Here is a 13,629-nt window from a genome sequence, read left to right as displayed (position 1 = left end):
GGCACCCCCGCTCCGGGCCCTCCCCACCTGCGGTAACTTCCCCGACACGGGCTACGTGGACTAGGCTTTCGCGACGCGCCCGAGTCGTGTGACGCATCAGACATCTCAGTGTTACCCCCTACCCCCATGACCCTACCGATGGGTAACGTCCGGGCCGTCAGACAACCGGGGGGCTCCCCACGCCCCCGGATCCGAGCCATCGGAGGCCGCCCCCCACGGCCGCCATCCTCCGGCGCGACCCGAGGAGCAAGAATCTTGCGCGAGTTCAGCCTTCCGGCCCTCTACGAGGTGCCGGCCGACGGCAATCTGACGGATCTCATTCGCCGCAACGCGGCTCAGCATCCCGATGTCGCCGTCGTCGCACGCAAGCAGGGAGAAGAGTGGGCAGACGTCAGCGCCGCCGACTTCCTCGCCGAAGTGCAGGCTGCCGCAAAGGGGTTGATCGCCTCCGGTGTCCAGCCGGGCGACCGGGTGGCCCTGATGTCGCGCACTCGCTACGAGTGGACGCTGCTCGACTTCGCGATCTGGAGCGCCGGCGCCGTCACCGTGCCGGTGTACGAGACGAGTTCGCCGGAGCAGATCGCCTGGATCCTCGGCGACTCGGGCTCGGTCGCGTGTCTCGTCGAGACGCCGGAGCACACGCGGGCCGTCGAGTCGGTGCGTGACCGGCTGCCCGCCCTCGCCCACGTCTGGCAGATCGAGCCCGAGCAGGCCGGCTCCGGAACGGGCGCCGTCGGTCAACTCACGGCGGCGGGCGCCGGGGTGGACGACGCGACGGTCGAGTCACGCTCCTCCAGCGCGCACGCCGACTCCCCCGCCACCATCGTCTACACCTCCGGCACCACGGGCCGGCCCAAGGGCTGCGTCCTCACCCACCGCAGCTTCTTCGCCGAGTGCGGAAACGTCGTGGAGCGGCTGCGGCCCATGTTCCGCACGGGCGAGTCCTCAGTGCTGCTCTTCCTGCCCGTCGCCCACGTCTTCGGCCGGCTCGTGCAGGTGGCGGCCGTGATGGCGCCCATCAAACTGGGCCACGTCCCCGACACCAAGACGCTCACGGACGAACTGGCCGCGTTCCGGCCGACGATGATCCTCGGTGTGCCCCGCGTCTTCGAGAAGGTCTTCAACTCCGCGCGGGCGCAGGCCCAGGCGGGCGGCAAGGGCAAGATCTTCGACAAGGCAGCCGAGACCGCGATGGCCTACAGCCGCGCGCTGGACGATCCCTCGGGCCCTTCGCTCGGGCTGAAGCTTCGGCACAAGCTCTTCGACGTGCTCGTCTACAGCAAGCTGCGCTCGGTGCTCGGCGGGCTCGCGACCCACGCCATCTCGGGCGGAGCACCGCTGGGCGAACGGCTCGGGCACTTCTACCGGGGCATCGGCTTCACGGTGCTGGAGGGTTACGGCCTCACGGAGTCGTGCGCCGCGACGGCCTTCAATCCGTACGACCGCCAGAAGATCGGCACCGTCGGCCAGCCGCTGCCCGGCTCCGTCGTGCGCATCGCGGACGACGGAGAGGTCCTGCTGCACGGCGAACACCTCTTCACCGGCTACTGGAACAACGAGCAGGCCACCCAAGAGGCCCTCGCCGACGGCTGGTTCCACACCGGCGACCTGGGCACGCTCGACGCGGACGGCTTCCTCGCCATCACCGGGCGGAAGAAGGAGATCCTGGTGACCGCGGGCGGCAAGAACATCGCGCCGTCGGTCATAGAGGACGGCATCCGCGGGCACGCGCTGGTCGCCGAGTGCATGGTCGTCGGCGACGGCCGTCCCTTCGCGGGCGCCCTGCTCACCGTCGACGAGGAGTTCCTGCCGCGGTGGGCCCAGGAGCACGGCAAGGCGGCGCTCTCCAACGAGGAGCTGCTGCACGACGAGGAGCTGCTGGCTGAGCTCCAGCGCGCCGTGGACGGGGGCAACGCCCTGGTCTCGCGCGCCGAGTCCGTGCGCAAGTTCCGTGTCCTGAGCACCCAGTTCACGGAGGAGTCGGGGCACATCACACCGTCGCTGAAGCTCAAGCGGGGCGTGGTGGCGAAGGACTTCGCGGACGAGATCGAGGCGCTGTACGTCTGAACACCGGGTGGGCGGGGCCCGTCCGGCGCTCAGGGCCCGGCATCTCAGGGGGCCTGCCCGTCCCGGAACCTGCCCGTCCCCGAACCGTCTCAGGGGGCCTCAGGGCGTCTCACAGCAGTGTCTTGAGGCGCTCCGCGAGCAGGTCCCAGCGCCAGCGTTCGACGACCCACTCCCGGCCCTTCTCCCCCATGGCGGCGCGCAGTTCGGGGTCCTTCAGCAGTGCGATGAGGCGGTCGGCGGCCTCCTCCGGGGCGCCGCCCCGCACCACCCAGCCCGTCTCCCCCTCCAGAACGGCGTCGGGTGCGCCGCCCGAGTCGCCCGCGACGACGGGCAGTCCGGTGGCCGAGGCCTCCAGATAGACGATGCCGAGGCCCTCCACGTCCAGTCCGCCCCTGCGGGTGCGGCACGGCATCGCGAAGACGTCACCGGCGCCGTAGTGCGCGGGCAGCTCCTCCCACGGGACCGCCCCGGTGAAGCGCACGGCGCGCTCCACGCCCGTCGCCGCCGCCAGCTTCTCCAGGTCGCCGCGGTACGGGCCGCCGCCGACCACCAGCAGTACCGCGTCCGGCACTTGGTCCAGGACGCGGGGCATAGCCCGGATCAGCGTGTCCTGCCCCTTGCGCGGCACCAGCCGTGAGACGCACACGACCACCGGCCGGCCGCCGAGCCCGAGCCTGTCGCGCACCGAGTCGCCGCCGGAGCCGGGGTGGAAGGTCTTCTCGTCGACTCCGGGCGGCAGTTGGACCATCCTGGCCGCCGCCTCGGGGGTGAGGGCGCTCGCGATCCTCGACCGTGTGTACTCGCCGAGATACGTGAGGGTGTCCGTACCCTCGCCGATGCGGCGCAACAGGCTCCGGGCGACGGGCAGTCGGGCCCACGCCGCCTCGTGCCCGTGCGTCGTCGCCACGAGGCGCCGCGCGCCCGCACGGCGCAGTGCGGGCGCCATCAGCCCGAGCGGCGCCGCCGCCCCGAACCAGACCGACTCGCAGCCGTGTTCACGCAGCAGCCCCACCGCACGCCGCGTCACCCGCGGCGTCGGCAGCAGCATGGTGCTGCGGTCCCGTACGACGGTGAAGGGCTGCTCCGCGTCGAACCGTGCGGTCTCCTCGGCGCCTTCACGGCTTCGCTTGAACGTGGAGGCGTAGACGACCACGCGGGAAGGATCCAGACGCAGCGCCATGCTGTGCAGGAACGCCTGGATGCCACCGGGCCGCGGCGGGAAGTCGTTGGTGACGACCAAGGTCTTGTGCATCGCCGTCGACAGTATCGTCCGGGTGACCGCACCGCCCCTGGACCGGCCGTGGCATGCGGCCGCCCGTGCCGGCGGGCATGATGGCGCGCGGGCAACCCAGCGAGGCAACGCGGCGAGGCAACACGGCGAGCGGGTAAGGCGGTTGGAGCGACCGCCGGGGCGAGCCCCGGCGGCAAGGGCAGCGGACGAGCAGCAGTCGACGGCAAGGTGGGTATGACGGAGAGCACGGCGGCGCCGCCCCCACGGGAGGACGAGGCGGAAGCGCCGCGGAAGGCAGAGTCGGAAGCGCCGCGCGACGGGCACGCCGGACGGCCCCAGAGCCGCGGCGGCCACAGGCGGCGCCAGGGTTCCCGCGGTGCGCTCGCCGCGCCCCTCCTGGTCTGGGCCGTCACGCGTGCCGTGCTGCTGCTGTGCACCTTCAAGGTCCTCACCGTGCCCGGCCCGGACTACACGAGCGACATCCACGTCATCTACCGGGGCTGGTCCGAGGTGTTGCGGTCCGGGCTCTTCCCGGAGAGCGACGTCACCTGGCAGTACCCTCCCGCCGCCGCCCTGGCGGTTCTCTCCCCCGCACTGCTGCCCTTCCTCGACTACGCCGCGGCCTTCTACCTGCTGGCCTGCGCCGCCGACGCCGCCGTCCTCGGTCTGCTGCTCGGCGCGTCGAGGCGGCCCGGGCGGCGCCGTGCCGGTGTGTGGAGCTGGGTCGCGGGGGTGGCGCTGCTGGGCCCCACCGCGTATGCGCGCTACGACCTGATGGTGACCGCCGTCGCCGTCGGCGCGCTCCTCGCGGGCGTCTCCCGTCCGCGTACGGCCGGGGCCCTCGCCGCGTTCGGCGCGACGCTGAAGATCTGGCCCGCGCTGCTGCTGCTCGGAGCGCCGCGCGGCCGTCCGACGCGCACCATGTGGACTGCCGCCCTGATCGCGGGAGTCGCCGTCATGGGGTTCTTCGCGGCGACGATGCCGGGCGCGCTCGCCTTCGTGGGATTCCAGCAGAGCCGGGGCACGGAGGTGGAGTCGCTCGGGGCGCTGGTCTTCCATGTGGCACGGCAGTTCGGCTGGGAGGGGCAGGTGCTGCTCAACTACGGCTCGATGGAGTTCGTCGGCCCGTATGTGAATCTCGTCAGCGACGCCGCGCTGGTGCTGACCGTCCTCGCCTTCGCCTGGCTGCTGCTGTGGCGGCTGCGCGCCCGTACGTGGACGCCTTCGACGCCGGCCGACGCCGCGCTGACCGCGGTGCTGCTGTTCACCACCACCAGCCGTGTCCTCAGCCCGCAGTACATGATCTGGCTGGTGGGTCTCGCGGCCGTCTGCCTGACGCTGCGCACGACCTGTCAGACGCTGCCCGCGCTGCTGGTGCTGGGGGCCACGGCCATGACGCTGCTGGAGTTCCCGCCGGGCTTCGCCCATGTCGTCGCCAGCGACTGGCTGGGCCTGCTGCTGCTGACCGTGCGCAACGGCCTTCTCGTGGCCGCGTCGCTGCTGGCGTGCGTGCGGCTGTGGCGCTCGACGCGGGCCGAGGCGGATCCGGACCCGGACGTCACGACAGCTCCTTCCGTACGTACGAGCGCCACTTCTCCGTGAACTCCGCGGTGTCCAGGCCCAGTTCGCTCTGCATGGCCTCGTCGACGGCGGTGCCCTGGCTCTTCTGCGCCGAACCGAGCCGCAGATAGAGCCCGATCAGCTTTTCCTTGCCCCACTCGTCCGCGATGAGGCGGCATGCGAGCCAGCCGCTCTCGTACGCACGCCCAAGTTCGTCCGCCTCACGGCCGAAGCGGAAGTCGCGGTCCGCGGGCAGCTCGCGGGGCAGCTTCCCCGCCTGGGCGGCTCGTACGAGCTCCGCCGCGGCCTCCTCGGGCTTGCGGTCGGTGGCGCCGTAGCCGACCCAGTCGGCGAAGCCCTCGGAGAGCCACAGCGGCGTGGCGCCGCTGGTGTGGGTGCGGGTGGCGACGTGCACGGTCTCGTGCGTGAGGACGACCTGACGGCCCTCGCCGCTCAGCTCCCCGTACGCGTCGGGGTTGACCACGATCCTGTCCGCGGGCGCGTCCGTGTGCTCCCCGGCCTCGCCCGTGGTGACGGCGGCGATGCCCTCGTAGGAGGAGGCGGGAGCGTCCAGCAGCCGCGCCATGTCCCGCAGCGAGGACGGCGATTCGACGACGACCCTGTGCGGCCAGGAGCGCGGCCAGGCACGGTCGACCTCGGACACCGCCTGGTCCGCCTTGCGGGCGAGCTCCTGGAGCGCCCCGCGATCGCGGTCCGCCCCGAGCACGAGGCTGTTCTCACCGTGCACCACGGTGACCTCGCCCTGCTCCCACAGCTGCCGCTCGCTGCCCGGGAGTTCGGCACTGACATACCACTTGCCGCGGCGTTCGGTGAACGCGAGGCGTTCGGTGGCGGAGACGGGAGCCTGGTCGTCGCCGCGCAGCTTGTAGCGCAGGCGCACGTCGGCCTGGAGGCGGCCGCCGCCGGTGTCCCCTCGTACGTCACCCACCCGATAGGACCACTGGGTCAGCGGCAGGCGGTGCAGGTTCCCGAACACCCGCCGCTGTGCGGCGCGGTAGTCCTTCTCGCGGCTGTCGACGGCGGCCAGAAAGCCGCTCTCGCTCCCGTCACGCACCGCCGCCGCCTGCCGGTCCAGCGCGCGCTGCAACGCGGTACGAGCACGGCTCTCGGGGCTCGGCTCGGTCCCCGCGCCGCAGCCGGACGCCGCGGTCAGCACCGCCGCCGCCAGCCCCGCGTTCAGCGCCCGGCGGACCGCGGCGCTCCGCGCCTCACACCACTTCCCAGGTCCCACCACGCGCACGATCGTACGGGCGCGCCCGCGGGTGGGCTCACGGACGGGTCACGGAGGACACCGGCATCATGCCCACCGGGTCGTAGCGCACGGGCGCGCCGGGATGCGGCGCGTGCACCACCTGGCCGCCGCCCACGTACATCCCGACGTGGCTCGCGTCGTCGCGGTAGACCACCAGATCGCCGGGGCGCGCCTGGCTCATCGGCACCTGCGTGCCGGCGCCGCGCTGCTCCTGCGAGGTGCGCGGAATGGACACCCCGGCCTTCCCGTACGCCCACTGCGTCAGGCCGGAACAGTCGAAGGAGCCGGGCCCGGCCGCGCCCCACACATACGGCTTGCCGACGGCGGACCGTGCGGCGGCGACGGCGGCCGCGGCCCGCTGCGACGACGCCTCGGCGCCGGCCCCCGGCAGGAACGAGCCGCCGCGCCCGCCCGCGCGCGAGGCGCGCTCACGCTCCGCCCGCTCGGCCGGGGAGAGTTCGTGCAGCAGCTCGCGCGCGGCGGCGAGCCTCTTCAGTACGGCCTTCTTCTGCCGCTTCCGCTCCGCGCGCTCGCGCTCCAGCATGCGCAGCTTGGCGCCGGCCTCGGTGCGCTGCTGGTTCAGGGAGCGCTGGGCGCTCTTGAGCCGTTGCAGCCGGTCCTGCTGGCGGCTGCCGATGCGGTCGAGGGTCGTGGCCTTGTCCAGGTAGCCGTCCGGGTCTTCGGTGAGCATCAGGGCGAGGGACGGGTCGATGCCGCCGGAGCGGTACTGCGCGCCGGCGAACGAAGCGAGCGCGGAGCGCAGGGCGTTGACGCTCTGCTGCTTCCTGGCGGCGCTCTCCTGTGCGTACTCGACCTGCCGTTGCAGCTCCCGCGCGCGCTCGGCCGCCGCGTTGTACTTCTCCGTGGCGGCCTCGGCCTGCTCGTAGAGCCTGTCGATGCGGGAGCCCGCCGTACGCTCCGTGGCGGCGCCGTGGTCGGCGGGACGGGCGCCGGCCGGTGCGGCCGGGGACAGCGCCGCGGCGGCGCCGGCCACCGCCGTCAGCACGGCGATCCGGCCGGGCCAACTTCGGCCACGCTGGGCGGGTTTTCGATGAGTCCGGTGAGAGACCACTGCGGACGCGCTCCTTCCGTTACGGCGCGGCGAATCTAGCCGCACCGTCAGGAAGGTTCCACGCACCGCGCGCGGCGCGGTAGCCCGGACAAATGCGCGAGCCCCGCCGATCGACGCAGGTCAACGGCGGGGCCGGGGATCATTCCGGCGTGCTCGCTTTCACCCGGACGAACGACGGCGCCCCGTACGCGAGATGACGCCCGTGTTGCCGGAGTTGCCCACGTTGCGCCGGAGTCCGCACTGGCGCGCACCGCCTCAGCGATCGGAGCCGTTCGGGCAAGAGGAAGAAGGCAGGAAGAAGTAAGCCGAGGGAACGGAGGCTCAGCCGATCCGCACGCCGAACTGGAACGGCATGTTGTTGATCGACTCGTAGCGCACACCGGCACCGGGCTTCGGGGCGTGCAGGATCTGGCCGTTGCCCGCGTAGAAGCCGACGTGGTGCTGGTCGCCGTAGAAGATGACGAGGTCGCCGGGGGCGAGTTCGCCGCGCCCCACCTGCGTGCCGGCACCGGCCTGGGCCTGGGAGGTGCGCGGAAGCGAGACGCCGGCCTGCTGGTAAGCCCAGGAGGTGAGGCCGGAGCAGTCGAAGGAGCTGGGGCCGGTGGCGCCCCACACGTACGGCGAACCTATCTTGCTCTTGGCAGCGGAAAGCGCGGCCGCGGCACGTTGCGAGGCGGAGGCGTCGCTGCCGAGGTCCACGCGGGAGGCGGAGGCGCGGTCGGCTCTCGCCTGCTGGGCTGCGAGCTTCGCGCGCTCGTCCGCGGTCAGGGAGTTGAGGATCGACCGGGCCTTGGAGAGCTTGGCCTGGATGTCCTTCTTCTTCTCGCCGAGCTCCTTGCGGGTGTCGTCGAGGTCCTTCAGCTTGTCCGAGGCCTCCTGGCGCTGCTGCGCCAGGTTGCGCTGCTTGCTCTGGATCTTCTTCAGCGCCTCGGCCTGCTTGCTGCTCAACTGGTCGAGCGTGGAGGCCTTGTCGAGGTAGCTGTCCGGGTCCGAGGAGAGGAAGAGCTGCACGGACGGGTCCACACCGCCGGTGCGGTACTGCGCTGTGGCCATCGAACCGAGGCCGTTGCGCATGTCGTTGAGGTCGTCCTGCCCGCGCGCCACGCTGTCCTGGAGGTTCGCGACCTCCTTCTCCAGCTTGTGCTGCTTCTCCTTGGCGCCGTTGTACTTCTCGGTCGCGCCTTCGGCGTCCTCGTAGAGCTTGTCGACCTTCTCCTTGACCTCCTTCTTGGAGGCCTTGGGCTCGGCTTGCGCCGCCTGGGAGGTCAGGGCGACGGCCGCGGCGGCGGTCGCCGTGAGCACGGTGACGCGGCGAGTGCGGCTGGGCTGCTTGGGTCGACGGTGGGACGCCACTGGGGCGAGCTCCTTCTTCCTCAGCCGCCTGCCGGACTGACACTCCGGCTCCACTTCGCGTCGGTCGGTGGCTCCGTGGAACGAGGCGGTCCTCCGCCGCCGCCCCGGATGGACGGCCAACCTTGCGGAGGTTCGGGGCCAGACATTAGCCACGGGTAATCGTCGGATCAAATCACTCTGAGAAAAAACCCGTCACAGGAGAGGATTCTTTACCCAGCTCGCACAGGGAGCGATGAGTGCGTTACGCAGAGGCGTGAACGAGACGCCTGTGCACGAGTGTTGAGCGAGTATGCCCATTACGGGACGGGACGGCTGCGCGCGGACGCCGTCCAACGGCTCTGCGCAGTACGTATGTCGGCGCTCCCACCCGGAACGCATCCGGCCGGCGGCTCGGCGAACGGCCCGAGAAGGTCCGCAGCAACGTGGTCGCCGCCCTGAGCCGTGACCACGGATCACCTCACGTTGTGGAACCGGTCACCTTCACGTGCGTCCGAGGCGGCGCAGCAGGAGAGCCGAGGAGACGGGGCGGGCACCGGCAGCAGCGCAGCCGTCCGCGACCTCGCGGTCCGAGGAGACGACCACGACGGCGCGGCCAGCGGGCTCCGCCCGTACGAGCTGGCGGATGAGTTCGTCCGCGGTCTGCCCCGGTTTGCTGAAGAGCACCCTCACCCCGCGCGGCGGCGCCAGCAGCACGGGCGCGGCGAGTTCGGCCCCGTCGAAGACGCAGGTGACCTCGGCGCCCGACTGTGCCGCGAGACCGGCCAGTCCGCCCAGCAGCCGCAGCCGTTGCTTGTCCAGCGGCATCGTGGGATAGCCGGTCTTGGTGACGTTGTAGCCGTCGACGACCAGATGTGACTGCGGCAGCGCGAGCAGCTGGTCGAGGAGTTCCGGATCGGTCTCCGAGAGCGCACGCGCGGCGATGTCACGGGGGGTCAACTGCCCCGGCTCGACGGCGTCGACGGTGTCGGCCGGACGGCTCGTCGTCGGCGGCAGCGCCAGCTCCCGGCGCAGGCCCTGCGCCGCGTCCAGCACGGTGTCCAGCAGCAGCCGCACCCGCATGTCCTGGACGCTGCGCCCCTCGCGCGCGGCCCGGCGCCCGGCCTCGAGCGCGGATTCCGCTTCCGAGAGCCGCGTACGGAGCCGGCGGCTCTCGCTCTCCGCGGAGGACTTCTCCGCGGCCGCGGAGGACCGCAGCTCCTCCAGGTCGGCGCGGAGCTTGCGGGCCTCCGCCTCGCCGCGTTTCACATCGCTCTGGGCGCTGCGCAACTTCCGCTGGGTGACCTCCAGTTCCTTGCGCAGGGACTCCAGTTCGCCGCGTCCGCGCTCGGCGTCCGTACGGGCGGCGGTGCGCGCGTCCGCCAGTTCGGCGCGGAGCCGGGCCAGTTCGCGCTGCGCCTGGTCACCGGCGCGCTCGGCCTGTGCGCGCTGGGCCTCTTCGCCGGCCGCGGCCACGAGCTTCGGCCAGTCCACGGGACGCAGTACGTACGCCACAGCCGCCACGTCGACGGGGTCGGCCGCGGGCGGGGGCGTGCCCGAGGTGAGCGCCTCGGTGAGTTCGGGGAATCGTTCGCGCAGCTGCTCGGCGATGCGCTCGCGGAAGGCGGGCTCACCCTCCAGCGCGGCGGCCATCGCGTTGGCGCCGAACTTGATGCGGCGCTGCGGGGTGAAGCGCGCGTACTGACGCAGCAGTGCGGGGAGTTCGCCGACGGTCAGGCCGCCGAGCGCGTCCCCTGTGAGGGCCACCACGCGGCGGCGCACCTTCTCGGGCAGCGGCCTGTCGAACGGCTCGGCTTCCTCGGAGCGCGGCGGACCGGCGGGCCCGGGCTCGCCACCGCCCTCACCGGGAACCGGCTCTGTGCCCGGCTCCGGCTGCGGCTCGGCGCCCGGTGCCGACGGCTCGCGCCCGGAGCCGCCGGCAGTACCATCCACCACCGTTCACACCTGCCGTTTCTCAGACCTGAGCGCCCGGCCGGTCCACGAGCTCGACCTGGTCGGCGGCGTCGCACCACCGGCAGCGCACGGATTCGATGCTCTCACTGAGCACCTCCTGCTCCTCGATCCGCGGCTCACCGGCCAGGTCCAGGTGGACGTACTCGACGACCTTGCTGGAGCGCGTCACGTCGAAGCGCGTCAGATTGCCGCAGAGCGTGCAGCGCCACCGGGTTCCGGCAGTGGGCTTGGGGACCGTCATGGTCTCGACCTCATTCCTTCGAGCGTTCACGGGCTTCGGGGCGGTGCGACCGCGTGTGCGCGCGGTAACCGGACGGAAGCGCAGCATCGCCTGCCGTAACCCTAAGACCTGCCGCACACCGCTTGTCCCGAGGAGCCTGCCCAGTGGCCGAGCTGTCATGAACCGCACCGAGCCGAAGCTTCCCGTTGTGACCTGTGCGCTCATCCTCCTGTGCACCGTGATCTTCCTCACCGGCCCGGCCTCGGGCTTCCTGCCGGGTTACGGCACCGGCTCCGCGCTGCACCGCGCGCAGGCCGCGTACTTCCACCACTGGGGCGTCGTCCCGCGCACCATGTGGAGCGGCGCCGTGCGTCCGTTCCTCACGCCGCTGACCGCGCTCTTCCTGCACGCGGGCTGGCTGCACCTGGTGGGCAACGTGCTGTTTCTCCACGTGTTCGGCGGCCCGGTCGAGACGCGCATGGGCCGCCTCCGCTTCGCCGTCCTCTACGTGAGCGTCGGCTACATCGCCATGCTCTGCTACGCGGCGGCGCACCACCAGTCGGCGGAGACCCTGGTCGGGGCGTCCGGCGCGGTATCCGCCGTGCTGGGCGCGTTCCTCTATCTCCATCCCACGGCACGGGTCACGAGCCTCTTCCCGTTCCTGTACTTCGCGCCGCTGCGCTTCCCGGCCTGGCTGGTGCTGATCTTCTGGCTCGTCCTCCAGTGGATCGCGGCGCGTGGCGACTCCGACGGGCCGGGCGTGGCCTACCTCGCCCATGTGGCCGGATTCACGCTCGGCTTCCTCTACGCCTGGGCGCGTTTCCGCCGTTTCCGTACGGCTACAGTGGGCACGCCCGCTCCGGCGACCCAGGGAGAGTCGACACCGTGATCACCTCGATCGTGCTCATCAAGACCAGCACCGAACGCATCCCGGAGATCGCCGAGCAGATCGCGGCGCTCGAGGGCGTCAGCGAGGTCTACTCGGTCACGGGTGCGCACGATCTGATCGCGATGGTGCGGGTGGCGCGGCACGACGACCTGGCGGACGTCATCCCCGGCCGGATCAGCAAGGTGCCCGGGGTGCTCTCCACCGAGACCCACATCGCCTTCCGCACCTACTCGCAGCACGATCTGGAGTCGGCGTTCGCGATCGGCCTGGACGCCTGACAGAGAGGCCCGGCCCGTGCCGGGCTCCTCCCCGGCAGCCGGGCCGATTCCCGCCTCGCCGCTCCGCTCGGGCCTCGGGCCGCTCGGGTCAGGGGGTGAGCGCGGGCGCGGCGGAGCCCGTGAACCCTCCGGGTTCCGGTACGCAGCGCCCGTCCTCCGTGCGGTAGCGCCACCGCGCGCCGTCGCGGACCAGTTCGCGAACAGCCCGCAGGAACCTCTCCACGTGCTCGTCGGGCGTGCCCGCGCCGATGCTCACCCGTACGGCGTTCAGCGACCGGCCTTCGGGGGCGCCGCACTCGCCCGCGGCCTCGCCGCCGTCTCCGAGCAGGGCGCCGACCAGAGGGTGGGCGCAGAAGAGGCCGTCCCGTACGCCGATGCCGTACTCGGCGGAGAGGGCCGCGGCCAGGTGCGAGCTGTTCCAGCCCTCGACGACGAAGGAGACGACGCCGACCCTGGCTTCGGCTTCGGCTTCGGCATCGGCTTCGGCAGCGGCAGCGGCCTCGGCCTCGGTAGCGTCCGTGCCGCCGTCCGTACCGAAGAGCGAGAGCACCTTCACCTCCGGCACCTCCCTCAGCCCCGCCAGCAGCCTCCCGGTCAACGCCCCCTCGCGAGCGGCCAGTTCGGGGAACCCCGCACCGGTGAGCGCGCGGCAGGCCGAGGCGATCGCGTACGCGCCGATCACGTTCGGCGATCCGGCCTCGTGCCGCGCCGGTCCGGTCTGCCACTCCACCGCCACACCGCCGTCCGCGTCCCGTGCGACCTTGCGGCTGGCGCCGCCGCCCGCCAGATAGGGCTCGGCCGCGCGCAGCCAGTCGGTGCGCCCCGCCAGCACGCCCGCCCCGAAGGGGGCGTACAGCTTGTGCCCGGAGAACGCGACCCAGTCGACGTCCAGTTCACCGATGTGCACGGGCCGGTGCGGGGCGAGCTGCGCCGCGTCCAGCACGATGCGGGCGCCGTGCCGGTGCGCCGCGGCGGCGAGCCGGCGTACGGGCCAGATCTCGCCCGTGACGTTCGACGCCCCTGTCACGCACACCAGTTTCGGGCCGTCGGGCGCCGCGCTCAGCGCGCTCTCCAGAGTCTCGACGGCCTGCCGCGGTGAGCGCGGCGCGTCCAGGAAGACGGTCGTCGTACCGGCGCCGCGCCACGGCAGCAGCGACGCGTGGTGTTCCGTCTCGAAGACGAACACGCGCGTGCCCTCCGGCAGCGCCGACGCCAGCAGGTTGAGGGAGTCGGTCGTGGAACGGGTGAAGACGACCTCGTCCGTCTCGCGGCAGCCGAGGAAGCGCGCAACGGTGACCCTGCTGCGCTCGAAGAGCGCGGTCGAGTGCTGCGAGAGGTAGCCGGCGCCGCGGTGCACGCTGCCGTAGTACGGGGCGTAGGAGGCGACGTCCTCCCACACGCTGCGCAGTACGGGCGCGCTCGCCGCGTAGTCCAGTGCGGCGTACGGGAGTTCACCACCCGTCACGAGCGGCGCGCGCACGTCCAGGCCCAGCACCGGCAGCGGCCCGGGGACGGCAGGGACGGTAGGGACGGCAGCGGGCACAGCGGGCACAGCGGCTGGAACGGCGGCCGAACAGCCCTCGGAGACGGACTCGTCGGCGGGCTCGGACACGGACTCATAGGCGCGCTCGGAGACGGGCCCGGAACGGCCGGCGGCGGACGTGACGAGCAGGCTCATGCGATGACTCCCTCGATACCGGGGACCCCCGGCCATACCGGCCGCCCCGGCAGGTTGG

Annotated in this window: 11 protein-coding genes; 4 read left to right on the top strand and 7 right to left on the bottom strand. The window is 72.3% G+C overall.

All coding sequences use genetic code 11. The annotated features are described in order from the left end of the window. Window positions 1-255 precede the first annotated feature (255 nt). A complete protein-coding gene (locus tag QQM67_RS06895) occupies window positions 256-2,067 on the top strand; it encodes an AMP-dependent synthetase/ligase (RefSeq protein WP_314172707.1) in 1,812 nt (603 codons plus the stop codon). Window positions 2,068-2,176: 109 nt separating this feature from the next. On the opposite strand, the gene QQM67_RS06890 is transcribed toward QQM67_RS06895, so the two are convergent. After that, the gene (locus QQM67_RS06890) at window positions 2,177-3,319 is read right to left on the bottom strand and encodes a glycosyltransferase family 4 protein (RefSeq protein WP_314172706.1); all 1,143 of its coding nucleotides are present in this window, start codon (window positions 3,317-3,319) and stop codon (window positions 2,177-2,179) included. Between the two features lie 213 nt (window positions 3,320-3,532). Here QQM67_RS06890 and QQM67_RS06885 point away from each other — a divergent pair, with 213 nt between their 5' ends. After that, window positions 3,533-4,900 carry a glycosyltransferase family 87 protein gene (locus QQM67_RS06885; protein WP_314172705.1) on the top strand — a complete coding sequence of 456 codons (1,368 nt, stop codon included), beginning with the start codon at window positions 3,533-3,535 and terminating at the stop codon, window positions 4,898-4,900. Here the strand turns inward: QQM67_RS06885 and QQM67_RS06880 are convergent. The 5 genes from QQM67_RS06880 to QQM67_RS06860 all read right to left on the bottom strand — a co-directional run bounded on the left by QQM67_RS06880 (window position 4,857) and on the right by QQM67_RS06860 (window position 10,747). Beyond that, window positions 4,857-6,113 carry a hypothetical protein gene (locus QQM67_RS06880; RefSeq protein WP_314172704.1) on the bottom strand — a complete coding sequence of 419 codons (1,257 nt, stop codon included), beginning with the start codon at window positions 6,111-6,113 and terminating at the stop codon, window positions 4,857-4,859. The two genes, QQM67_RS06885 and QQM67_RS06880, sit on opposite strands and share 44 nt — an antisense overlap. Before the next feature lie 34 nt (window positions 6,114-6,147). Continuing rightward, window positions 6,148-7,137 carry a C40 family peptidase gene (locus QQM67_RS06875; protein ID WP_314172703.1) on the bottom strand — a complete coding sequence of 330 codons (990 nt, stop codon included), beginning with the start codon at window positions 7,135-7,137 and terminating at the stop codon, window positions 6,148-6,150. Window positions 7,138-7,524: 387 nt separating this feature from the next. Beyond that, window positions 7,525-8,556, bottom strand: coding sequence for a C40 family peptidase (locus QQM67_RS06870; RefSeq protein ID WP_314172702.1), 1,032 nt, complete (start codon window positions 8,554-8,556; stop codon window positions 7,525-7,527). A gap of 480 nt (window positions 8,557-9,036) precedes the next feature. Continuing rightward, the gene (locus tag QQM67_RS06865; protein WP_399065803.1) at window positions 9,037-10,314 is read right to left on the bottom strand and encodes an NYN domain-containing protein; all 1,278 of its coding nucleotides are present in this window, start codon (window positions 10,312-10,314) and stop codon (window positions 9,037-9,039) included. A 193-nt stretch (window positions 10,315-10,507) separates the two neighbouring features. After that, window positions 10,508-10,747 (bottom strand): hypothetical protein, encoded by a 240-nt coding sequence (locus QQM67_RS06860; protein ID WP_314172701.1) that lies wholly within the window; start codon window positions 10,745-10,747, stop codon window positions 10,508-10,510. Window positions 10,748-10,904: 157 nt separating this feature from the next. On the opposite strand from QQM67_RS06860, the gene QQM67_RS06855 reads away from it, so the two are divergent. Together QQM67_RS06855 and QQM67_RS06850 are read left to right on the top strand one after the other, a co-directional pair. Continuing rightward, window positions 10,905-11,615, top strand: coding sequence for a rhomboid family intramembrane serine protease (locus QQM67_RS06855; RefSeq protein WP_314172700.1), 711 nt, complete (start codon window positions 10,905-10,907; stop codon window positions 11,613-11,615). Beyond that, the gene (locus QQM67_RS06850; RefSeq protein WP_070011961.1) at window positions 11,612-11,893 is read left to right on the top strand and encodes an Lrp/AsnC family transcriptional regulator; all 282 of its coding nucleotides are present in this window, start codon (window positions 11,612-11,614) and stop codon (window positions 11,891-11,893) included. The genes QQM67_RS06855 and QQM67_RS06850 overlap by 4 nt, the downstream gene beginning before the upstream one ends. An 88-nt stretch (window positions 11,894-11,981) precedes the next feature. Here QQM67_RS06850 and QQM67_RS06845 read toward each other — a convergent pair whose 3' ends face one another. After that, window positions 11,982-13,571, bottom strand: a complete 1,590-nt coding sequence (locus QQM67_RS06845) for an aminotransferase class V-fold PLP-dependent enzyme (RefSeq protein WP_314172699.1) — start codon at window positions 13,569-13,571, stop codon at window positions 11,982-11,984. Between the last annotated feature and the right edge of the window lie 58 nt (window positions 13,572-13,629).

The organism is Streptomyces winkii (assembly GCF_032248595.1).
Classification (GTDB): Bacteria; Actinomycetota; Actinomycetes; order Streptomycetales; family Streptomycetaceae; genus Streptomyces; species Streptomyces winkii.
This window is presented reverse-complemented; position numbering and strand designations above follow the sequence as displayed.

Excerpts from the sequence above, each read along its gene's own strand:
- QQM67_RS06890 (WP_314172706.1), bottom strand. The coding sequence starts at position 3,319 with ATGCACAAGACCTTGGTCGTCACCAACGACTTCCCGCCGCGGCCCGGT.
- QQM67_RS06885 (WP_314172705.1), top strand. The coding sequence starts at position 3,533 with ATGACGGAGAGCACGGCGGCGCCGCCCCCACGGGAGGACGAGGCGGAA.
- QQM67_RS06855 (WP_314172700.1), top strand. The coding sequence starts at position 10,905 with ATGAACCGCACCGAGCCGAAGCTTCCCGTTGTGACCTGTGCGCTCATC.
- QQM67_RS06845 (WP_314172699.1), bottom strand. The coding sequence starts at position 13,571 with ATGAGCCTGCTCGTCACGTCCGCCGCCGGCCGTTCCGGGCCCGTCTCC.
- QQM67_RS06860 (WP_314172701.1), bottom strand. The coding sequence starts at position 10,747 with ATGACGGTCCCCAAGCCCACTGCCGGAACCCGGTGGCGCTGCACGCTC.